19 protein-coding genes and 1 pseudogene are annotated in these 18,845 nt (G+C 33.5%); 8 read left to right on the top strand and 12 right to left on the bottom strand.

What is annotated here, in order from left to right:
• Positions 1 to 298 precede the first annotated feature (298 nt).
• The 3 genes and pseudogenes from D1606_RS19085 to D1606_RS10205 all read left to right on the top strand — a co-directional run.
• Positions 299 to 589: pseudogene (locus D1606_RS19085) on the top strand (MFS transporter); the annotation flags it as partial.
• Positions 590 to 868: 279 nt separating this feature from the next.
• Positions 869 to 1,651 (top strand): LAGLIDADG family homing endonuclease, encoded by a 783-nt coding sequence (locus tag D1606_RS10210; RefSeq protein WP_158582357.1) that lies wholly within the window; start codon positions 869 to 871, stop codon positions 1,649 to 1,651.
• 17 nt (positions 1,652 to 1,668) lie between these two features.
• A complete protein-coding gene (locus tag D1606_RS10205; RefSeq protein WP_119415911.1) occupies positions 1,669 to 2,040 on the top strand; it encodes an rRNA methyltransferase in 372 nt (123 codons plus the stop codon).
• Positions 2,041 to 2,258: 218 nt separating this feature from the next.
• On the opposite strand, the gene D1606_RS10200 is transcribed toward D1606_RS10205, so the two are convergent.
• A complete protein-coding gene (locus tag D1606_RS10200) occupies positions 2,259 to 2,540 on the bottom strand; it encodes a hypothetical protein (RefSeq protein WP_119415910.1) in 282 nt (93 codons plus the stop codon).
• Positions 2,541 to 2,781: 241 nt separating this feature from the next.
• Between D1606_RS10200 and D1606_RS10195 the strand changes: the two genes are divergently transcribed.
• Entirely contained in the window at positions 2,782 to 3,312 is a 531-nt protein-coding gene (locus tag D1606_RS10195) for a DNA topology modulation protein (protein WP_119415909.1), read from the top strand.
• Between the two features lie 67 nt (positions 3,313 to 3,379).
• On the opposite strand, the gene D1606_RS10190 is transcribed toward D1606_RS10195, so the two are convergent.
• Positions 3,380 to 5,041 (bottom strand): ABC transporter substrate-binding protein, encoded by a 1,662-nt coding sequence (locus tag D1606_RS10190; protein ID WP_119415908.1) that lies wholly within the window; start codon positions 5,039 to 5,041, stop codon positions 3,380 to 3,382.
• Positions 5,042 to 5,139: 98 nt separating this feature from the next.
• On the opposite strand from D1606_RS10190, the gene D1606_RS10185 reads away from it, so the two are divergent.
• A complete protein-coding gene (locus tag D1606_RS10185) occupies positions 5,140 to 6,372 on the top strand; it encodes an MDR family MFS transporter (protein ID WP_119415907.1) in 1,233 nt (410 codons plus the stop codon).
• An 11-nt stretch (positions 6,373 to 6,383) separates the two neighbouring features.
• Here the strand turns inward: D1606_RS10185 and D1606_RS10180 are convergent, their stop codons facing one another.
• The 4 genes from D1606_RS10180 to D1606_RS10165 are packed head-to-tail and all read right to left on the bottom strand — an operon-like array spanning position 6,384 to position 9,715.
• Positions 6,384 to 6,839 carry a GNAT family N-acetyltransferase gene (locus D1606_RS10180; RefSeq protein WP_119415906.1) on the bottom strand — a complete coding sequence of 152 codons (456 nt, stop codon included), beginning with the start codon at positions 6,837 to 6,839 and terminating at the stop codon, positions 6,384 to 6,386.
• Between the two features lie 39 nt (positions 6,840 to 6,878).
• A complete protein-coding gene (locus D1606_RS10175; protein ID WP_119415905.1) occupies positions 6,879 to 7,418 on the bottom strand; it encodes a GrpB family protein in 540 nt (179 codons plus the stop codon).
• A 24-nt stretch (positions 7,419 to 7,442) separates the two neighbouring features.
• Positions 7,443 to 8,126, bottom strand: a complete 684-nt coding sequence (locus D1606_RS10170; RefSeq protein WP_119415904.1) for a response regulator — start codon at positions 8,124 to 8,126, stop codon at positions 7,443 to 7,445.
• Positions 8,127 to 8,140: 14 nt separating this feature from the next.
• A complete protein-coding gene (locus D1606_RS10165; protein ID WP_119415915.1) occupies positions 8,141 to 9,715 on the bottom strand; it encodes an ATP-binding protein in 1,575 nt (524 codons plus the stop codon).
• Positions 9,716 to 9,829: 114 nt separating this feature from the next.
• Between D1606_RS10165 and D1606_RS10160 the strand changes: the two genes are divergently transcribed.
• The gene (locus D1606_RS10160; protein ID WP_119415903.1) at positions 9,830 to 10,876 is read left to right on the top strand and encodes a DctP family TRAP transporter solute-binding subunit; all 1,047 of its coding nucleotides are present in this window, start codon (positions 9,830 to 9,832) and stop codon (positions 10,874 to 10,876) included.
• Positions 10,877 to 11,135: 259 nt separating this feature from the next.
• Positions 11,136 to 12,416, top strand: coding sequence for a dicarboxylate/amino acid:cation symporter (locus tag D1606_RS10155; RefSeq protein WP_119415902.1), 1,281 nt, complete (start codon positions 11,136 to 11,138; stop codon positions 12,414 to 12,416).
• A 151-nt stretch (positions 12,417 to 12,567) separates the two neighbouring features.
• On the opposite strand, the gene D1606_RS10150 is transcribed toward D1606_RS10155, so the two are convergent.
• Entirely contained in the window at positions 12,568 to 13,065 is a 498-nt protein-coding gene (locus D1606_RS10150) for a GNAT family N-acetyltransferase (RefSeq protein ID WP_119415901.1), read from the bottom strand.
• 319 nt (positions 13,066 to 13,384) lie between these two features.
• On the opposite strand from D1606_RS10150, the gene D1606_RS10145 reads away from it, so the two are divergent.
• Positions 13,385 to 14,590 carry an MFS transporter gene (locus tag D1606_RS10145; protein ID WP_119415900.1) on the top strand — a complete coding sequence of 402 codons (1,206 nt, stop codon included), beginning with the start codon at positions 13,385 to 13,387 and terminating at the stop codon, positions 14,588 to 14,590.
• Positions 14,591 to 14,763: 173 nt separating this feature from the next.
• Here the strand turns inward: D1606_RS10145 and D1606_RS10140 are convergent, their stop codons facing one another.
• Genes D1606_RS10140 through arsD form a run of 5 tightly spaced genes read right to left on the bottom strand, consistent with a single transcriptional unit; the run spans position 14,764 to position 18,840 of the window.
• Positions 14,764 to 16,194: an NAD(P)-binding domain-containing protein gene (locus tag D1606_RS10140; protein WP_119415899.1), complete on the bottom strand. Its 1,431-nt coding sequence runs from the start codon at positions 16,192 to 16,194 to the stop codon at positions 14,764 to 14,766.
• Positions 16,195 to 16,401: a hypothetical protein gene (locus tag D1606_RS10135; protein ID WP_119415898.1), complete on the bottom strand. Its 207-nt coding sequence runs from the start codon at positions 16,399 to 16,401 to the stop codon at positions 16,195 to 16,197.
• Between the two features lie 9 nt (positions 16,402 to 16,410).
• Positions 16,411 to 16,695, bottom strand: coding sequence for a Fe-S cluster assembly protein HesB (locus D1606_RS10130; protein ID WP_119415897.1), 285 nt, complete (start codon positions 16,693 to 16,695; stop codon positions 16,411 to 16,413).
• Position 16,696: 1 nt separating this feature from the next.
• Positions 16,697 to 18,472, bottom strand: coding sequence for an arsenical pump-driving ATPase (arsA, locus tag D1606_RS10125; RefSeq protein ID WP_119415896.1), 1,776 nt, complete (start codon positions 18,470 to 18,472; stop codon positions 16,697 to 16,699).
• Positions 18,472 to 18,840 (bottom strand): arsenite efflux transporter metallochaperone ArsD, encoded by a 369-nt coding sequence (gene arsD, locus D1606_RS10120; protein ID WP_119415895.1) that lies wholly within the window; start codon positions 18,838 to 18,840, stop codon positions 18,472 to 18,474. Before arsD ends, arsA begins: the two co-directional genes overlap by 1 nt.
• Positions 18,841 to 18,845: the final 5 nt, after the last annotated feature.

The raw sequence follows: 18,845 nt of genomic DNA, 5'->3' as shown, positions 1-18,845 counted from the left end.
GTCTTTATTCTAGTTAAGTAGTTTTTGAAGTAAGTGGTATGTATCATTCTTGATTAAAAATTAGCTTACAATATTCAAAGTATAAACACGAACAATCGACTATTAATGCAAGTAATCATTCATATTAATTGCTAAAAAATGCGATTTCACCATCGGCTGGATAAAATTCGAAATAGCTTAAACACGAACGATTAAATTAAGAATACCCTACCGCTTAAAAGTAATATTTTACTGGGCTTTTATTAGAATTAATTGCTACGATACATTAAATGAATTTGCTTTGTGATTGTTTCAGGTTATCACCATGCCACTTAATACAGCGGCTCTCAACGCATTGCCACGCGAATTAGCGTCGCATGGTTCAGCAGTAAACAATACAGTACGCCAGTTAGCCGGTGCAGTCGGTACTGCTGTCATTGTCACAATTTACTCAACACAGTTAACACACGCAATGAAAGTATCAACAACATCACCACTAGCAACAGCAGCCGGCGAGACATATTTCTACTTGTTTATACTTGCTTGTATCACATTTGTTTTAGCTTGGTTTACACCGAAACCGAAAAAGGTTGAAATACAAGTGTCTTAAATTTAATAAATCTCTTTATTTTTAAATCATAGGTACTTGAAGTTGCTGTCTGTATTTTGCGGGCAGCAACTTTTTTATTATTTTTAACCTAGATAAGTAGTTTTTAGCGTTATATTGACTATGTAAGTAGACAATGAAGATGTAATATTGAAGTAAGAAGATGAAATTAGCACTTTTCTTGACCAACAGAACGTTAGTTCGCATTATATAAATAAAGAAGTATTTAGTGTATCTCAAGTAGAAAATCACTAATTATCTATGGAAAGAAAGGGGATAGCTATGCCTAGAAAACCTGGTATTACAGATGAAGATATTATTTGTTTGTATAAAAGTGGACTTTCGGACAAAGAATTATCGTCTATTATCGGCTTAACGAATCGTGCTATTCGAAATGTGATCAATAAACATGGAATAAAATTAAATGGTGTACCAAGAAAACATAAAGTAAATGAGCATTTCTTTAAAGATTGGACACATGAGATGGCTTGGGTTTTAGGGATGTTTATCACAGATGGATGTGTACACAAAGGTACGCAAACAATATCTTTTTCACAAAAAGGTGAAACGATATTAAAAGAAATCGCTAATTATATGGATGCAGATTATGTTCTTGCACCAACAGGTCCAACAAGAACTGTGCCAACTTTATTGATCAATTCAAAAATCATTAAAAATGATCTTCAGAACTTAGGAATTACATCTAAAAAGTCGTTAACTGTACCGTTTCCGGAAGTTCCAGAAGAGTTTTTACCATCATTTATTAGAGGAGTAATAGATGGTGATGGGTGGGTTCAAAAAAGAGGTTATGTAATGAATATAACGACTGCTAGTGAACAATTTGCAGATGGTTTATTATCAGTATTTCAAAATTGGGGTTTACGATCTGAAATTACAATCGAAATGACTCAAGCTAGTCGTAAAATTTTCCGAGTATGGGTGAAAGGAAAAAATACATGGGTGAAAGGAAAAAATACTTTACCAAGACTAGCCGAAATTATTTATAATAATGTACCAGAACACTATATTTCTAAAAAAGCGCTTATGCTAAAGCATAAAATTTAAAATAAGGACTGAATGCAATGTGGAAAAATATAAACGGTAAATTGTATCAATCAATTGATACAGCAAGAGTAAAATTTAGAACAAATATTAGTAAATCATTATTAAATCAATTAGATAAGATTGCTGTTGAAAATGACACCCATGTAAATTATTTATTGGAATCTGGTCTGAAAAATCTAATAGAGCTAGATACTATTACGTTTGATAAGAAGTGCCGTCCTAAAGATCGTGTACAATATAAAACTACATACGATTCAGAATTACTCGAACAGGTTAAAATATTTGCGAAAAAACATCATTTATTTATAAACGATGTAATTGAATATAGTGTAAAATACATCGATATGGAAGAAGTGAAAAAAAGTCGTCATAGATTCAGAATAGAATAGTGTTTATCGCTATTCTAAACTACGCCCCGGTCATAATATAAATTCTAGGCAGTTACGTTTCATTACAAAAGTATACTTGAAATAGTGAGATATTTTAAGTTTTTAAACAAAATAAAAACTTCAGCATTTTTATATACTGAAGTTTTTCACCGTATTATTTATTTGTTTAATAATTTATCTTTATCAAATGGATTTCACACCAAATGCTCCGTATATAATTATGTCTTTTCGTTATTCTTGTGCGTCTTTATTCTTGTATATCCACTTCGGATCTTCCATTTCATGGTTTTATATATGTGTATTATCATCGTTTTTAATTCTGTTATTTGATATGAATTCTGTATAGTTTTTTGAATATTAATACTTACATTATCATCCATCGATTCTAAATTTTTTATGGCTTTTTCAAATTGTTTCTCTGATACTTTTATTCTCATATCGATTAATACTAACGGGATTAAGCATGTAGATAAAATCAGTACGATATAAACCAAAAACAATACTGATCCCCCTTTCCTATCCTCTATTTCTACTACACACTATTCCCTTATTTATATGATTAATAAACATCAGTGATACAATTTTTTCAAATTATTTAAAAATACGCCACATTTTTTCATTAGAATTAACTTTTATTTCAATTTCTTTACATTTTATTAAAATTACAATAAAAGTTATTATCTGTTAGGTTTATAATGTAATCGTACTACTTCAACAATAGTTATTCATAAGGAGACTTTTATGAAAAAGATTATGCTTATCGGTTCAGGAGGTTCAGGAAAATCTACATTAGCTAGACAGTTAGGTAATATTTTAAACATACAGGTATACCATCTAGATGCGATATTTTGGAAAGCTAATTGGGAAGGCGTTTCAAAGGAAGAACAAATAAGCATTCAAACAGATTTAGTCAAAAAAGATGAATGGCTTATTGATGGAAATTATGGAGGGACATTGGATATTAGGATGGATGCAGCAGATACAATCATCTTTCTTGATATAAATAGAACAATTTGTACTTACCGTGCTCTCAAAAGGATGTTGAAATACAGAAATAAAACAAGGCCTGATATGGGAGAAGGTTGCGAAGAAAAATTTGATTTTGATTTTTTAAGATGGATATGGAATTATCCTAAGATGAAAAGACCTGATATTTTAAGAAAGCTTCATGACTTGCCTGAAAATAAACAAATTATCATATTAAAATCCAAGAAAGATGTCCAAACGTTTTTGGAGTACTTAAAAACTAAATCTGCTGAAAGAATACTATAAAAATATCCATCATATTATCGGTATGATGGTTATTTTTATATAAGTTAGTCCTCTTTGCTAAAGCCATTCAAAGAATATGTGGTTTCAACCATAAACTTGAGAAGTCTACATAACCAAAGCTTTTTATAGAAATATTTTGAAGATCTGTAGTAAACGGTATCATTCTTTTTGAATAGTAAAGTGGAATTAGAATCGATTTTTCGATTAACATTTTTTCAATTTGATGATTTAATTCCGTCCAATTTGCAATCGATGTACATTTATAGTTTGAGGATAATTCCTTTATATCAGAATCGACAGAAAATGCTTCTGAAATTAAATAATCTAATCCCTTTACTAGATGAAAGAACGAATATTGCGGATTCACTTCATATACTTCACCGAATATAGTAATATCCGCTTCAATATCTTTTAAATTCCCATAGAGGGCATCATTAAACGTTTTATGAACAATCTCTATCTGAATACCAGCTGCTTCTATTTTCTCTTTCAACCAATATGACATTTCCTTCGTATAGTTAACTACTTGCATTTTAAGTGGTCTATATATACGAGGTTTTTCTTTTACGAGAGGAATGTTAAACGCTTCCCTATTCCCCAACTGAAACCCTTCTGCATTTGGATAATAAGAGCCTTTAAAACTTTCATGTGAAGCTATTTCATGACGATATTTTGCAATGATTTGATGGATATAATGACGTAAATCTGGATTTTCAAGCGGAGATTCATGACAATAATTCATAACAACTACACCAAATCCAGAATCACTTTTCACTTCAAACAACTCATCTGCTTCATCTGTTTGAGAAGTATGATAGATGATTTCAAAATCTGTAGGTACTTGAATAAACTCAATTCTATCAAGTAGTGGACGTTCTTTATAATAAGTATCAAATGCCTTTATAAGCGTTCTTGTTTCATTATCTTCAACAAGATAAAAAGGACCTGTTCCAATTAAATTTCCTTCGTACGCTTTATAGATACTTGCATATGTATTACTTAATAGAGGCAGCATATAATCTGCAAATGAATGAAGATCAAAATCTACTACATAAGGTGCTGGCGAATAAATACGATAAACAGGTTCCCAAATGTCAACATGTCTAGGATGCCTTCTAAGCTTTTCTAAACACGATACAACATCTGAAGCTGTTAACAGCGAGCCATCATGAAAACGAACACCTTTTCTTAGATAAATACGAAATTTCCCTTCTAAACATTCCCAACTATGCGCAATCCCTGGAGTAAAGTCCCCTGCTTCGTCAACATTAATAAGACGATCATAAAGTGTAGTGACCATATTAGCGCTATATACATCTATTGCCTCTAAAGGATGAAATGAGATAAATCGAAAACGTAACGGAATGATAAGGCTATCGTTTTCATCTTGTATAAATCCAATTTTTGTTTGAAATAGAGTCGTTAACCGCTCCTTACTTGAAGGAGACCAATCGAACGTTAGTAATTTCGCTGCATTTTCTACAGATTCCTCTTCCAACAATCGGATTGCCTCTTTAAGATAAATCGTTTCAACTGGTTTTAGCCATTCAATATATGAGCTATTCCCTCTTCCTTTACCAGGTATGTATCTTATCCAACCATTATCTTGCCATTTCCGTAACAAACGCGTTGTTTGTTTAAGTGATAGTCCTAGTACATTAGCAACTTGTTGTTGCTTACATTCCCCTGTCTTAACGTTTTGATAAAGCTTTAAAAGCATACTATCCATTCTCTCACCCTTTCAAAACTAGACATCATTTTCTATATTGTCTATTTTTAACATTATAAGTCTAGTTTACTATTATTGAAAAGAGAGAGGTGAACAACATGAATATTTTTCAATTACCACAAAATATTAAATTACGATTAATCACATCATTTTTCAATCGAATGGCTTCAAATTCTGTGATGCCGTTCATGGCGTTGTTTTTTACACAAGAGAAAAATAAAATTTATGCAGGAATTATATTAGTAATCTCTGTGGCTGTAAGTTTTATTTCTGGGATTATTGGAGGTTATTTAGCAGATCGCTTTAAACGAAAGCATCTTCTCTATTGGACATCTACGATTGCGCCTACATTTCTATTAATCATGACTCTATGTCTTATTCCTGAAAAAAGACCGATTTACTTATTCGCGGTCATTTACTTGCTATTTATCTTCTCAAACAATTTAGGGCGTCCTGCTTTAGAAGCTATCATATTGGATTCATCAACGCCTAAAAATAGAAAAGCTATTTATACATTAGAGTATTGGTTAACGAATTTGTCTATCAGTCTTGGAGCAATTTTAGGCGGGTTACTATACATCAATCATCAAATTTTATTATTCGCTATTTTAACCATTATTACTTATGGTATTTCAGTAGCATATTTTATCTGGTTAGAAGATGAACAAGTATCAGTAAGAAAGAAAACCAATGACAATATGTTTATTGACTTATTACAAAGCTATCAAACCGCATTAATGGATAAACGTTTTGTACAGTTAGTGTTAGGGTTTATGTTTGTATTTACTGCTGAACGTTCTCTTAGTAGTTATATAAGCGTACGCCTTAAAGAAACATTTGATACCATTTCAATATTCAATTTTGAAATTGAAGGGGTACGGATGTATAGTATTTTAAACGTTGAAAATACGTTATTAGTTGTTTGTTTTACTTTCTTAATAGCAAATTTGACTAAATCATTATCCAATAAGAAAATACTCTTAATAGGGTTAATCTTATATGGTATTGGTTATAGTTTAATAACTTCCGCTAATAACTTTTTTGTTCTAATCTTATTAGGATTTATCGCTACACTTGGAGAACTATTGTATTCACCTGTTTTTAACACAGAACAAGCAAATTGCATTCCAGAAGACCAAAGAGGTTCCTACTTAGCGTTTTCTAGCTTAAGCTTTAACGGAGCTACCTTGCTGAGTAACGCTTCATTGATCTTAGGTGCATACCTTTTACCTTGGCAAATGTCGATTTGGATTGCAATTATTATTTTTCTAGGTATTTTCATCATGTATCATGGGTTATATTATGTAAAAAAAAGAGAGCAATTTGCTTAATGCTCTCTTTTTTAGTTCATATTTTTTTCGAATAAGGTCAAAGATAAATTCTCTTCAACTGTTAATTCTTTTAACATTGTAAAACCATTCTTTTGATAAAATTCTATGGCTGGTGAATTTTTGGAGCCAGTTGTTACAATCATTTTTTTTGCATCATGAAATTCTTCCTGAAGAAAGTATAGAAGTTTTTTTGCAATTCCTTTTCTCAAATGATTAGGATGAACAAATAAACGATGGATATCTACTATATCTTCCTCAAGTTTCACCGATATTACGCCACACAACTCTTCATCTATAAAATATCCAAAGAATGTTTCATCACAATTATGTAATGACGCAACAGTATCTTTCAAAGGAGGTATTTCATAATTATCTAGTAACGCTGCTTCTATCCTATAAGATGGAAATTGAACACTCAAAACACGTTCAGCGCTTTCTAGATTCTTAATGTTAATCTTTTTGATCAATCTATATCCCCCTCCATTAAGTTATTAAAACCTCTTAGGCTAAATAGTTCCTCTACAGGCTTCTTTCCAAGCTTTAGCCCTTTGATCTATCTCTTGTATGAGGTCATGCTTTCCCTTAATATATTCTTCAATATTCGTTGGGTATTGCTGAGCTAATGTTTGCTTTAACACCGCATATTGATTTGCTTCGACAGGATGTGTTTTTAAATAATCACGAAAAGTTAAATGCCGTTCGATTTCCTGATCACCTGTTTGAAACATATGTATATGGTGTGAGCGATGGAGAAGGGTTCCTTTGATCAAATAGCGCCTACCTGGAATTCCGTTTTCGCCTTTTGGAATATAACCGTTATTTGTTAGTTGTTCATTATATGAGTCTATTTTCTGAATATCTTTCACTTCAACGAGTACATCTATAATAGGCTTAGCAAACATATACGGAATTGATGTACTACCTATATGATGAATAGCGATAACTTCATCTACTAGTATTTGTTCAAGACTTTCTGCTTCTTCGCTAAAAAGAATTGGCCAATTGAAATCATAAGGAACTACTTTTACTTCTCTCACTTCTCCCATACGCTCTCCCCTATCTATTTAATGTTAATAAATTAAGCGATATTGATTGACCGGACGTCCTACACCACCGTATTGAATGTCAATCTTCACTTTGTTTTGCTTTTCAAGATAATCTAAATATCTACGAGCAGTCACACGCGCAAGCCCAACACCATTTGCTACCTCTTCTGCTGAGACAGACTGCTCCTGTGTACCAATATAAGTGACAATCTTCTCTAAAGTAGCAGCATTAAGTCCTTTAGGTAGTTTTGTATCAGTTTGATGTGGCTTTTGTTGATGATGAAGGAGGAGGTCCAACTCTGATTGAGTCATCTCACTCTTTCCATCGATTTTCGTTTTAAACTGACGATAATTTTGTAATGTATGCTCCATTCGTTCAAACGAAAATGGCTTCATAATATAATCAAACACACCTAATTGAAGCATTTTTCGAATTGTCTTCATATCATTTGCTGCTGTAACAGCAATAACATCTACTTTTAACCCTTTTTCACGAATCTTTGTTAACGTTTCAATACCATCTTGTTCTGGCATAAAAATATCCATAAAAACAAGATCTGGTTTAAGTTGTTTGATTTGTTGAATGCCTTCTACACCATTTTTAGCCGTACCTATTAAATGATAACCAGGTACTTGTTCGATAAATTGACGATTAACTTGTCTTACCATCGGATCGTCTTCTACTAGTAAAACTTGTATTAGGTCCATCCTTTCAACCCCTCTTATACATAAAATGTAACATAAATACTTGTTCCTTCTCCAGGTGTACTTGTAACGTCTATCGTACCGTCAAATTTTTTTACGATATCTTGTATTAAATAAAGGCCGATTCCGTGATTCTCATTTCTTTTTGTTGTATAACCGTTATCAAAGATACGTTCAATTACTTCTTGTGACATACCGACCCCGTTATCTTCCACTAAAACAGATAAAGTTTCGTCATCTTGATCGATACTAATCATTACTTTCTTTTCGTCTTTTTTAGCTAATTGCAATGCATCAAAAGCATTTTCAATCAGGTTCCCTATAATAACGACGAAATCATTAAAATCTAACTGCTCCGGTAAATAAGTTAGTTGACTATTCATATCAATTTCAACGCTAATTCCTAATTCTTTCCCGTGATTGATCTTACTTAATAACAAACCGGATATATTTTGGTTTTTAATACGATCATTTAAGAAGTTTGCTATTTCTTCTTGTTTATCTTTTACTTCTTCAATATAGTTAAGCGCCTGTTGATAATGACCTAATTGCAAGAGTCCAGCGATTGTATGAATCTTATTTTTATGCTCGTGATTTTGAATACGTAAAGCTTGTACAAACTCTTTCACGCCTGTAAGCTCTTCTGCTAACTTTTTCACTTCTGTACGGTCTTGGAAGATTGCAATTGCACCTACCGTTTTGCCGTCAACTTCAATTGGTACCCGGTTACTCATAATCGTATGCTGATTGATCAAGAGCTCTTTGTTATAAATAGGGATATTATAATCAAGAATTTCTGGCAACCGTGTATCAGGTAAAATATCATATATTTTCTTACCGACTAAATTGTCTTCTGTAACCCCTAAAATTTGTTTTGCCTTTGTATTGAATATAGTAACTGTAAACTCATTATCAATCGTAATGATTCCTTCATGCATAGCGTTGAACGTTTCTGTCCGTTCTGTATACATTTTGGCAATTTCATGTGGCTCTAGATCAAACATTTGCTTCTTCATATTACGTCCAAGGATCCATGCGCCCCATGCACCAAATAGGAGGGACAATAATGTAGCAACTAAAATTTCTTTTCGAATCCCATACAAAATTTCGAAAATACTTGGTAAGTTGTACCCTACAATGACGACACCTATTTGCTTGTGTTTAGCATCCATAATCGGGACAAAAGCTCGAATTGTCGTACCTACCTCACCTTTTGCCTTTGACAAATAATAATGCTCGGTAAAAGCTGCATTTTCATCGTTTGTTTTTGACTTTTTGCCTATTAAATCTTTAACAGGGTGTGACAAACGAATATGGTCCATATTTAGCACAACAATATAATCTGCTTTGTTTATAATACGAATGCCTTCAATTGTTTCATTAATGGTTTTTGCTTGTTCTTGAGGCTTTTTATCTGATAGTAATTCATGTTGGATTTCTGGAAGCTTTGCGACTGTTCTAGCAATCAGCATAGCTTGATTTCCAAGTTCCTTTTCTTTAGTGGATAAAATATTCCCAATTACAAATATCCCTGCAACTAAAAATGAAAACACAATGATGAAGAAGGTGAGCGACATAATTTTGCCGTTCATAGACAGATGTTGCTTTCGTTTCACCGCTCGTCCTCCAATCTGTTAGTATATAAATATTGTAACATTTGCAATTATGTTAGAATAGAAAGAAAATGTCAGAATGTTGGTGATTGCATGAAAATTTATATTACAACCGCCATTTTAACAATTGTGCTGCTTCTTAGCTATATCGGTTATAGTCAGCAATTTTGGCAAAATTCAACGTTACCGGTGGATGAAGAACAACAAGGCTTAAATAAGCAAATCGTGATCAATTTTAGCCATGTAGTGGCAGAGGATACGCCGAAAGGTCAAGCAGCTATTAAATTTGCTGAGCTTTTAGAGCAAAAATCGAATGGACGAATACATGTCGTTATTTATCCTAATGGCATGCTTTATAATGATAATAATGAGTTAAAAGCATTACAGAATAATGATGTTCAAATGATTGCTCCTACCTTTTCTAAGATGACAAAAACGATTCCTTCTTGGGAAGTATTAGACTTACCTTACTTATTCCATACGGATGAAGAGGTAGAAAACGTATTAAATGGGCGTATAGGCGAACAATTACTTAACCAGTTGAATCACGTAAATATAAAAGGATTAGCATTTTGGAACAATGGCTTTAAACAAATGATTTCGGAAGAAAAGCCTTTAGTAAGATTAGAAGATTTTAAGAATATAAAAGTACGTGCTATGCCAAGTAAAGTATTACAAACGCAATTTGAATTACTTGGTGCAAAATCAGTGAATACATCATTTGATGAATTATATACGGAAATTGAAAACCATGAAATTGATGCACAAGAAAATACGTTATCGAATATTTATTCGAAAGGATTTTATAAAGTCCAAAATAACATTACATTAACGAATCATGGCTTATTAGGTTATTCAGTTTTAATGAATGAAGACTTTTGGAACAGTCTTCCCCAAAAGCTTCAAGAAGATGTGCTGAGTGCGATGAAAGAAGCAACTGAGTGGAATTTTCAAATGGCGAAAGAAATGAACTCGAATGATTTAGAAAAGTTGAAAAAACAAGATCATATTAAAATAAATACATTGTCTGTTGCAGAACAAAATAAATGGAAGCTTAAATTCAAGCCACTTTATTCGCTGTATAAAAATCATGTTGGCGCAACATTTTTAAAAGAAATTCAAACAGAGCTAAATCATTAAGTATACTGTTTTAGTACAAAATGAGTTTAATTGATTAAATAATGAAAAAATTTTTAAGTCGGGAATTTATTCTCGGCTTTTTCTTATAGCTTGATATGACTGAATTTACTCGACAATTTAAAGCCTATATAACTTTTAAGACCAAAATGACCAAAAAGAGTTTTATAACCATAATAATAGATTTGAGAATTATAGGAGTATGATAATTTTGTAAGCGATAACAACGAAGAAACACATCACACACAAAGAAGGAATGGATATGAGAATTAATTTTAAAAACTTAACCGTACAAGTTATTTGTGCAATTATTTTAGGGATTATTGTTGGTGTATTATTCCCTAGCTTCGCTGCTCAACTAAAAGTATTAGCGGACATTTTCATTAAATTAATCAAAATGTTAATCGCTCCAATTATTTTCTTAACAGTTGTTACCGGAATCGGTGGCATGGGGAATTTGAAGAAAGTTGGCACAATCGGTGGGAAAGCACTGATCTATTTTGAAATAGTTTCTTCCATTGCATTAGCAATCGGTTTAGTTGTTGTTCACATTATTCAACCAGGTAGGGGTTTAGATACATCTTCAGCTAATGCTGGTGCAGTTACTCAGTTCACTAAACAAGCTGCCGAATCAAATCATGGTTTTGTAGCATTTATCACAAACATTATTCCAGATAACTTTTTTGGATCTCTTGCAAACGGCGAATTATTGCCAGTACTATTCTGCGCAATTCTATTTGGGGTAGCCGCTGCATCAATTGGTGAACCAGTAAAACCAGTGATTAAACTTTGCGAACAAGTTTCAGAAATCTTCTTTAAAATCATTAATATGGTTATGAAGCTTTCTCCTATCGGTGCATTTGGCGCTATGTCATTTACAATTGGTAACTTCGGGTTATCATCATTATGGTCTCTAGGTAAACTAATGCTTGGTGTCTATACGACAATGGCACTTTTTGTTATCGTGGTACTTGGTTTAATCGCAAAATTCTTTGGCTTTAATATTTTAAAATTCATCAATTATATTAAAGATGAATTGTTCCTAGTATTAGGAACATCTTCTTCGGAATCAGCCTTACCATTAATTATGAAGAAGCTTGAAAAATTCGGCTGTTCAAAACAAGTAGTTGGACTAGTTGTTCCGACCGGATATTCTTTCAACTTAGATGGTACATCTATTTACTTATCAATGGCTGCTATGTTTATCGCACAAGCTTACAATGTTGACCTATCCCTATGGCAACAAATCTACTTATTAGGGATTTTAATGATTACCTCTAAAGGTGCTGCAGGGGTAACTGGTTCAGGATTTATCACGTTGGCAGCAACATTAGCTGCATTCCCAATGATTCCTGTTGAAGGTATTGCTTTACTAATCGGTGTTGACCGCTTCATGTCTGAAGCTCGTGCAATAACGAACATCATCGGTAATTCAGTTGCAACAGTTGTCGTTGCCAAAATGGAAAAAGAATATAGTCCAGAACAGCATCACCATTTAGAAGAAGAGATTAAAATTGCGCATGAAAATGCACATGCTCACTAGCAGAACGTCATGAAAGGAACTCGATCTCCTCGACAATGACTTTCGATATCGCCACCCGCACTCTCCTCGTTGCGGGTGGTTTTTTATTTTTAATGTAATGAATCGAATTCGTAACTAAAGCTAGATGGTTCGTCATAATATCTTTTTTAACTCAATTGACCTTTTTACTTCTACGTTCTAATAACAAAACATCTCTCCACATACCATTATGTTGCGCAATCTTTTCACGAAACCCCACTTCTCGGAATCCTTGGTTTTTATGCAATTTTATACTTGCTATGTTTTCTTTGAAAATTGAAGATTGTAAAGTCCAAAATCCGTGTTTTTCACTTTCCTCTATCAATTTTAAAAGTAATAAAGTTCCTATTCCTTTGTTTTTTACTTTTGTGGACACATAGATACTAACTTCTCCAACACCTTTATATACAACTCGCTTAGATACTGGGCTTATGGCAATCCATCCAACTACATTCTTTTTGTTTACAGCAACCATTCTACATGTAGGATGATGTGATGTAGTCCACTCTTCAAAAGTTGGTACTTCAGTCTGAAATGTTGCATTTCCTGTAGCAATTCCTTCTACATAAATTTTCTTCACCATTGGCCAATCTGTATCTAACATCTCTCTAATTTCAATATGCTCCCCCATTTAAATCCTCCTATTTCGTTCAGTATGTACTGCTGTTTTATCTAAGTAAGGTAAAATTGTGATGCAACATTTATTATAAGAAAATTATTAATTTTGTGATATTATATTTAAAGAAGTGATTTCTTATTTAACAAAAATGCTTATGGAATTAAGTAATCTAATTAAACTAATTGATACAAAAGATAAGGTTAAACAATTTGTGATAAATCTATATCCCCCAGATTTATCCGCTAGAAAAGGAGCTAAATTTTAATGATTAGTCCAATTTAATATTCCCTCTTATTCTTGAATTGAATTAATAATATCGGGGGATATATCCATGAAAGTTAATAGAAATTTTTCTTTATTACTTTTAGGTCAGTCAATCGCTAATATAGGCGATGTATTATATATGGTTAGTATTATAAGTACGATTTTTGTTTTAACGGGCTCTGCAACTACATCATCACTTGTACCATTTACGATTACTACTTCTATGTTTATATCTAGTCTACTGACACCTATTCTAGTTGGAAAAGTAAATCTGAAATGGTTGTTGGCTTGTTCGCAGATTGGAAAAACGATTTTACTTGTTATTTTAGGTATATTGTTACTGCATATTACGGCATCTAATTACTATTTAATCTTTATAATAATAGGATTGATTGCTTTTTTTGATGGTTGCGCAAATCCGATTATACAAACATTAATCCCATACTATGTTAAACCAGAACATCTAATTCGAGCTAATGGAATGGCCGATACTGTAACGCAGGTCATACAAGCAGTTATGTGGTTCGTAGGAAGTTTATTTTTACTTGTGATGAGTTCTCAGCAACTTGTTTGGTTAGTTGGATGTTTATTCGTCATTGCAAGTATCTTAATGTGCCTTTTAGAAAGTGTACATCATAAACCAATTGAGCAAAAAGGGGTTCTAGAACAGATTAGTGAAGGATGGAAAACTTTATCTAATACGCCTGTATTAAGAAAGATTGCTTGGACTGACTTTCTCGAAACTATTGCAGGAACTGTTTGGATTGCTGCCATTTTATATGTGTTTGTCAACGATGCTTTGAACGTCGATGAGAAATGGTGGGGATTTATCAACGGAGCATTCTTTATAGGTATGATTTTAGGGAGTATTTATTGTATTAAATTTTCCTCTTTTGTTGAAAAGAGATTAGGAACTTTTATATTTGTCGGTTCATTCGCCAGTTTCTTCGTCATCATCTTATTTGGTCTAAATAGTAGTCCAATCATTGCCTTACTTTTAGCGCTCTGTACAGGTATTTTCGGGCAAATCAAGAATATTCCTCAACAATCCGTTATTCAAACTAGTGTTTCAAAAGAACGGTTGGCAACTGTTTATACATCATTAGGTGCGATTGGAACTGGGATTTTCGGCGTGAGTTCTCTTGTTATGGGAATGATAGCAGATTTGTTTGGGATTAGAGTCGTATTCGTTATTTCGGGGCTATTGTTTGCGATCATAAGTATCATTGTTCATACAAATAAACAATTGTTTACTAGAAATGTGATGGAATAATAAATTACTAAAAGACTAACTGCTCCATTTTTCAATTGATTTCTTAATAGTTTGTGTATTTTTAGACCTAGAGTAACTTCAGTATAGTAAAAAGAGCTTGGATACCCCAAGCTCTTTTTTGTTGGTATTGATATAGCGACTTGATACTTAACATAACTATTTACATATTTACTTTAACAACATGATGCCCCTGTATTATTTGGGTTAGTACTACATACACCAGTTTCAGGTAAATCAAGCTCGACACGTTTTGAAGCTTCTATATCTCCTGCAAGATAAGCTGTAATCGAGCGTACTTGTTCATACCCAGTTGCCATTAAGAAAGTAGGTGCACGTCCATAACTCTTCATCCCAACAATATACAATCCTTGTTCAGGTTGACGAAGAATTGCTTCTCCGTGAGGTCGAACTGTACCACAACTGTGAACGTTTGGATCGATGAGTGGTGCAAGTGCTTCTACGCTTTCTGTAGCTGGGTCAATAGATAATCGGAGTTCTTGCTCAATTGAAAAGTCCGGGCGATTACCAGTATTAACGATTAACTCATCAATTTCCTTTATAGAAATGATTTCATCATGATAACGTCCTACAAGCTCCAATTGTTCGTTTAATGCTTTGACTTGCATTGTATAAAATGGTGTATAGACTTTAACTTTACCTGAATCGACTAATGAATGGATTTTAGTACCTAATGCACCACGAGCTTCTAATGCATCCTTTTCTTCTCCTCCGAAAGCATCCGCTACATGTTTTTTACGTAGAATCCATAATAATTTTGTTTGTGGATATTCGATTTGAAGTTCGGCTAATTCTAATAATGTGTTAATAGCTGAATGGCCACCACCAATTACAGCAATTGTCTTATTTGCATAGCGATTTGTATTTTCCTTAACATTTGGTATTCCATATTCAATATGATCTTGGCATTCTTTTTCAGAAGCAAGCCAAACACCATTCGATGTTGCTGGATTAGGATTTCCCCAAGTTCCAGTTGCATCAATAACGGCACGAGCTTCTATTATCTCTACACTATGATTGCGTTCTACATAGATTTCAAATGGTTGTTTTTCACGATTTAATGATTTCATTTTATCGTTTTCTTTACGAGAAATAGAAACCACCTTTGAGTTGTAACGAATGGATTCTTTTAATATAGGTAATTCGCTTAATGGTTTTAAATATTGATCTATTAATTCTTTACCTGTTGGTAAGAGATCATCCTGAGGTGATTGCCAATCCGTTTCTTCTAATAACTTACGTGCTGCTTTATCTATATCGTATTGCCAAGGACTAAACAAATGCACATGTTGCCATTTACGAATATTTTCAGCTACTTGTTGACCTGACTCTAAAACGATAAATGGTACTTTTTGTATTGCTAAATTTGCTGCTGCAGCAAGACCAATAGGACCAGCACCGATAATAGCAACTGGTAAATCCAAATTAAATTGTATTGGGTTAGTCGCTTCTGTCGTCTTAACTTCAGGAGAAGAACAGCAAGATGTTTCATTTACTGTTTCTGATGAACAACATGAAGTCGTAGTAGATTCTGACCCACAGCAAGATGATTGCTTTGTTATATTAAACAGTTTAATTTCTTTCATTTAATACCCCTTCTTTTCTATTTGCACTATTGCTTTCTTAAAATGTAAGGCGGTGTTTTCTCCATATAAATTAGGGTTACCTCGAAAAAATTGTTCAGTCATATATTGACTTGCTTCTTTTAAAGAAAATTGCCTTGCATTCATCACAAGCTCCAAATAACGTTTAAAATAATCTACCGATAATGTGCTAGCATGATTAACTGTCATCTTATATCCTTAGCAACCGCAACTTGGTGCGTAGCCCTCTAATACTAAACCCATTTCTCCATCTTGTTCTTCTACATTAATCGTTACATTTTGTAACTCTTGGGCCATTTCAGGCATGATTGCAATATTAACATCGTTTACTTTTTCGATTTGATCGCCTTCTTCAGCTGGCACGAGTCCAACAGCTAGATTCATACCACAACATCCAGCAACTCCATAAAAGCGAAGTGTATCAGCATTATTTTCTTTCATCGCACTTAAGATATATTGTTTTGCATTTTCAGTCATGTTCATTTTATTTTTCCTCCAATAATGTGTGTAATCCATCTAATCCTGTTGGTTCTTTAAGACTCCAAGGGATTATGACAGTATGATTATTTGATAAAGTATTGATTTTCTCTAACCATTTAACTTCATGTTTTGCCTTTTGAGATAGTAAAGGATTTACTGTCTTTATATTGATAAATGATTGGTTGACAATCCAATGGGAAACATTTAATCCCGCACGTTTTAAATCATTTTGTAAACGAGCTGCTTCATAAACAGGTGTTGCCTCAGGTAATGTTGTAATAAGTATCGATGTCTTATCTTTATCTCTCAATGTAGGTAACAAATGCTGTATAGCAATTGGAACCTCACCTGAAGTACGACTTATTTCCTTATGATAGCTCTCCGTAGAATCAAGTAACAACAAGGTATGACCAGTAGGAGCCGTATCTATTACGATAATTTCATCGGGGTGGGATTCAATAACTTCAGCAAAGGCTCTAAATACAGCAATTTCTTCTGTACAAGGAGATTCTAAATCTTCTCGAACAAAGGCAAGTCCCTCCTCATCCATTGATTCGCTTGCTTTTTGTAATACTTCTTTTTTATAAGATGTTAAAACTGTGTTCGGATCAATATTACTAATCGTTAATGTTGAGGGCTTATTATCTCCTAATACCCACTTAATGTGTGCAGCAGGATCTGTTGTTGTTAAATGAACGCGCTCACCTTTTTCTGCAAGTCCTAAAGCGACAAGTGTTGCGACTGTGGTTTTACCAACGCCACCTTTTCCCATTGTAAAAATAATACGTTTCGAATCTTCCATAATCTCCTCGATTAACTGATGAATCGATAATGAATGGGGTGAATAATCCTCACTTGTAATATCAGGTAAGCTTTCATTGATGTCTATATTATTGAACCAAGCACCCATTCGATTTAATGATGTAATGGTGTATGGAACGAGCGGCAAGGTATAGGTAGGTAAATTTGATAATTCTACAGGCATATTTTCCATAGCTGAACGTTGACGCTTATAGAAAGCACTAGCATAAGCATCTTCTGAATCAGGAACCTCTAGTAATCCATTAATTATTAGCTGTTGATTTTCAATTCCAATATCTGAAAGTTCTTTTGATGCTCTTGCAGCCTCTTTTAACGGATTAGTATCAGGACGTGTAACAAGTATTAATGTAGTTAGATCGGCATTTGATAAAACGTCAACTGCCTTTTTGTACATTTGCTTTTTCCCTTCTAATCCAGCTAGAGGTCCTAGACAAGATGCTCCAGATGAATTATCAGCTAAAAATCCACTCCAGGCCATTGGAAGTTGTAGTAAGCGCAAAGTGTGACCAGTAGGGGCTGTATCAAAAATAATGATGTCAAATTCTTCTTGAACCTTTTGATCTGTTAAGAGTGCTGAGAATTGATTGAAAGCTGCAATTTCAACAGTACAGGCTCCTGACATTTGCTCCTCCATAGATTGAATGGCTACATCGGGTAATTTCCCTCTATAAGGAGCTATTACTTGTTCTTTATAATCATTAGCAGCTTGCACAGGGTCTAAATTCAATGCATATAACGATGTCGTACCATGAATTAAAGAAGGTTCATTCGTTAACGGCTGATTGAAAATATCTTGTAAATTACTTGCCGGGTCTGTACTAACTAATAAAACGCGCTTTTGTTCGCTAGCAATTGAATAAGCTAGGCTACTTGCAACAGAAGTTTTACCCACACCACCTTTTCCAGTAAAAAATACATATTTGGACTTAGGATAATGTGATTTTGTAAAGCGTTCCATTATAGACCGCCACCTTTTGTATGGAGAGATAATCGTACTTTCGGCTTTTTAGTTAATTCTGAGATTTCTAACCCAGTCCATTTTGCAACCTCTTCATTTGTTGGATAACGATTTGTCATCATCAACTTATCATCCAAAAATACATAAGGTAGCTCATTTACTCCAACAGAAGTAAGCATTTCATTTACTTCTGAGTTGTCGACAAATGCTTGGGGGTCACTTGATAGATTATGGCGTGTAATTGGATAGTTTTTGTTTTCGAGATTTTTGACAATAAATGAAACACGCAATAATTCGGGATCAATAGATGGTCCACATACACCACTATCACAGCACATTGCTGGGTCATAGATTTCAATTTTTTTCATCTTTC

The sequence above is a fragment of the Rummeliibacillus sp. POC4 genome (assembly GCF_003576525.1).
Taxonomy (GTDB): domain Bacteria; phylum Bacillota; class Bacilli; order Bacillales_A; family Planococcaceae; genus Rummeliibacillus.
The sequence above is the reverse complement of the archived record's forward strand: the minus strand, read 5'-3'. Positions and strand labels throughout refer to the sequence as shown.

Coding starts and splice junctions, on each gene's coding strand:
- D1606_RS10170 (WP_119415904.1), bottom strand. CDS start 8,126: ATGGACCTAATACAAGTTTTACTAGTAGAAGACGATCCGATGGTAAGA.
- D1606_RS10160 (WP_119415903.1), top strand. CDS start 9,830: ATGAAAATTTATATTACAACCGCCATTTTAACAATTGTGCTGCTTCTT.
- D1606_RS10140 (WP_119415899.1), bottom strand. CDS start 16,194: ATGAAAGAAATTAAACTGTTTAATATAACAAAGCAATCATCTTGCTGT.
- D1606_RS10205 (WP_119415911.1), top strand. CDS start 1,669: ATGTGGAAAAATATAAACGGTAAATTGTATCAATCAATTGATACAGCA.
- D1606_RS10210 (WP_158582357.1), top strand. CDS start 869: ATGCCTAGAAAACCTGGTATTACAGATGAAGATATTATTTGTTTGTAT.
- D1606_RS10135 (WP_119415898.1), bottom strand. CDS start 16,401: ATGACAGTTAATCATGCTAGCACATTATCGGTAGATTATTTTAAACGT.
- arsD (WP_119415895.1), bottom strand. CDS start 18,840: ATGAAAAAAATTGAAATCTATGACCCAGCAATGTGCTGTGATAGTGGT.
- D1606_RS10165 (WP_119415915.1), bottom strand. CDS start 9,715: ATGAACGGCAAAATTATGTCGCTCACCTTCTTCATCATTGTGTTTTCA.
- D1606_RS10130 (WP_119415897.1), bottom strand. CDS start 16,695: ATGAACATGACTGAAAATGCAAAACAATATATCTTAAGTGCGATGAAA.
- D1606_RS10150 (WP_119415901.1), bottom strand. CDS start 13,065: ATGGGGGAGCATATTGAAATTAGAGAGATGTTAGATACAGATTGGCCA.
- arsA (WP_119415896.1), bottom strand. CDS start 18,472: ATGGAACGCTTTACAAAATCACATTATCCTAAGTCCAAATATGTATTT.
- D1606_RS10155 (WP_119415902.1), top strand. CDS start 11,136: ATGAGAATTAATTTTAAAAACTTAACCGTACAAGTTATTTGTGCAATT.
- D1606_RS10175 (WP_119415905.1), bottom strand. CDS start 7,418: ATGGGAGAAGTGAGAGAAGTAAAAGTAGTTCCTTATGATTTCAATTGG.
- D1606_RS10145 (WP_119415900.1), top strand. CDS start 13,385: ATGAAAGTTAATAGAAATTTTTCTTTATTACTTTTAGGTCAGTCAATC.
- D1606_RS10195 (WP_119415909.1), top strand. CDS start 2,782: ATGAAAAAGATTATGCTTATCGGTTCAGGAGGTTCAGGAAAATCTACA.
- D1606_RS10185 (WP_119415907.1), top strand. CDS start 5,140: ATGAATATTTTTCAATTACCACAAAATATTAAATTACGATTAATCACA.
- D1606_RS10190 (WP_119415908.1), bottom strand. CDS start 5,041: ATGGATAGTATGCTTTTAAAGCTTTATCAAAACGTTAAGACAGGGGAA.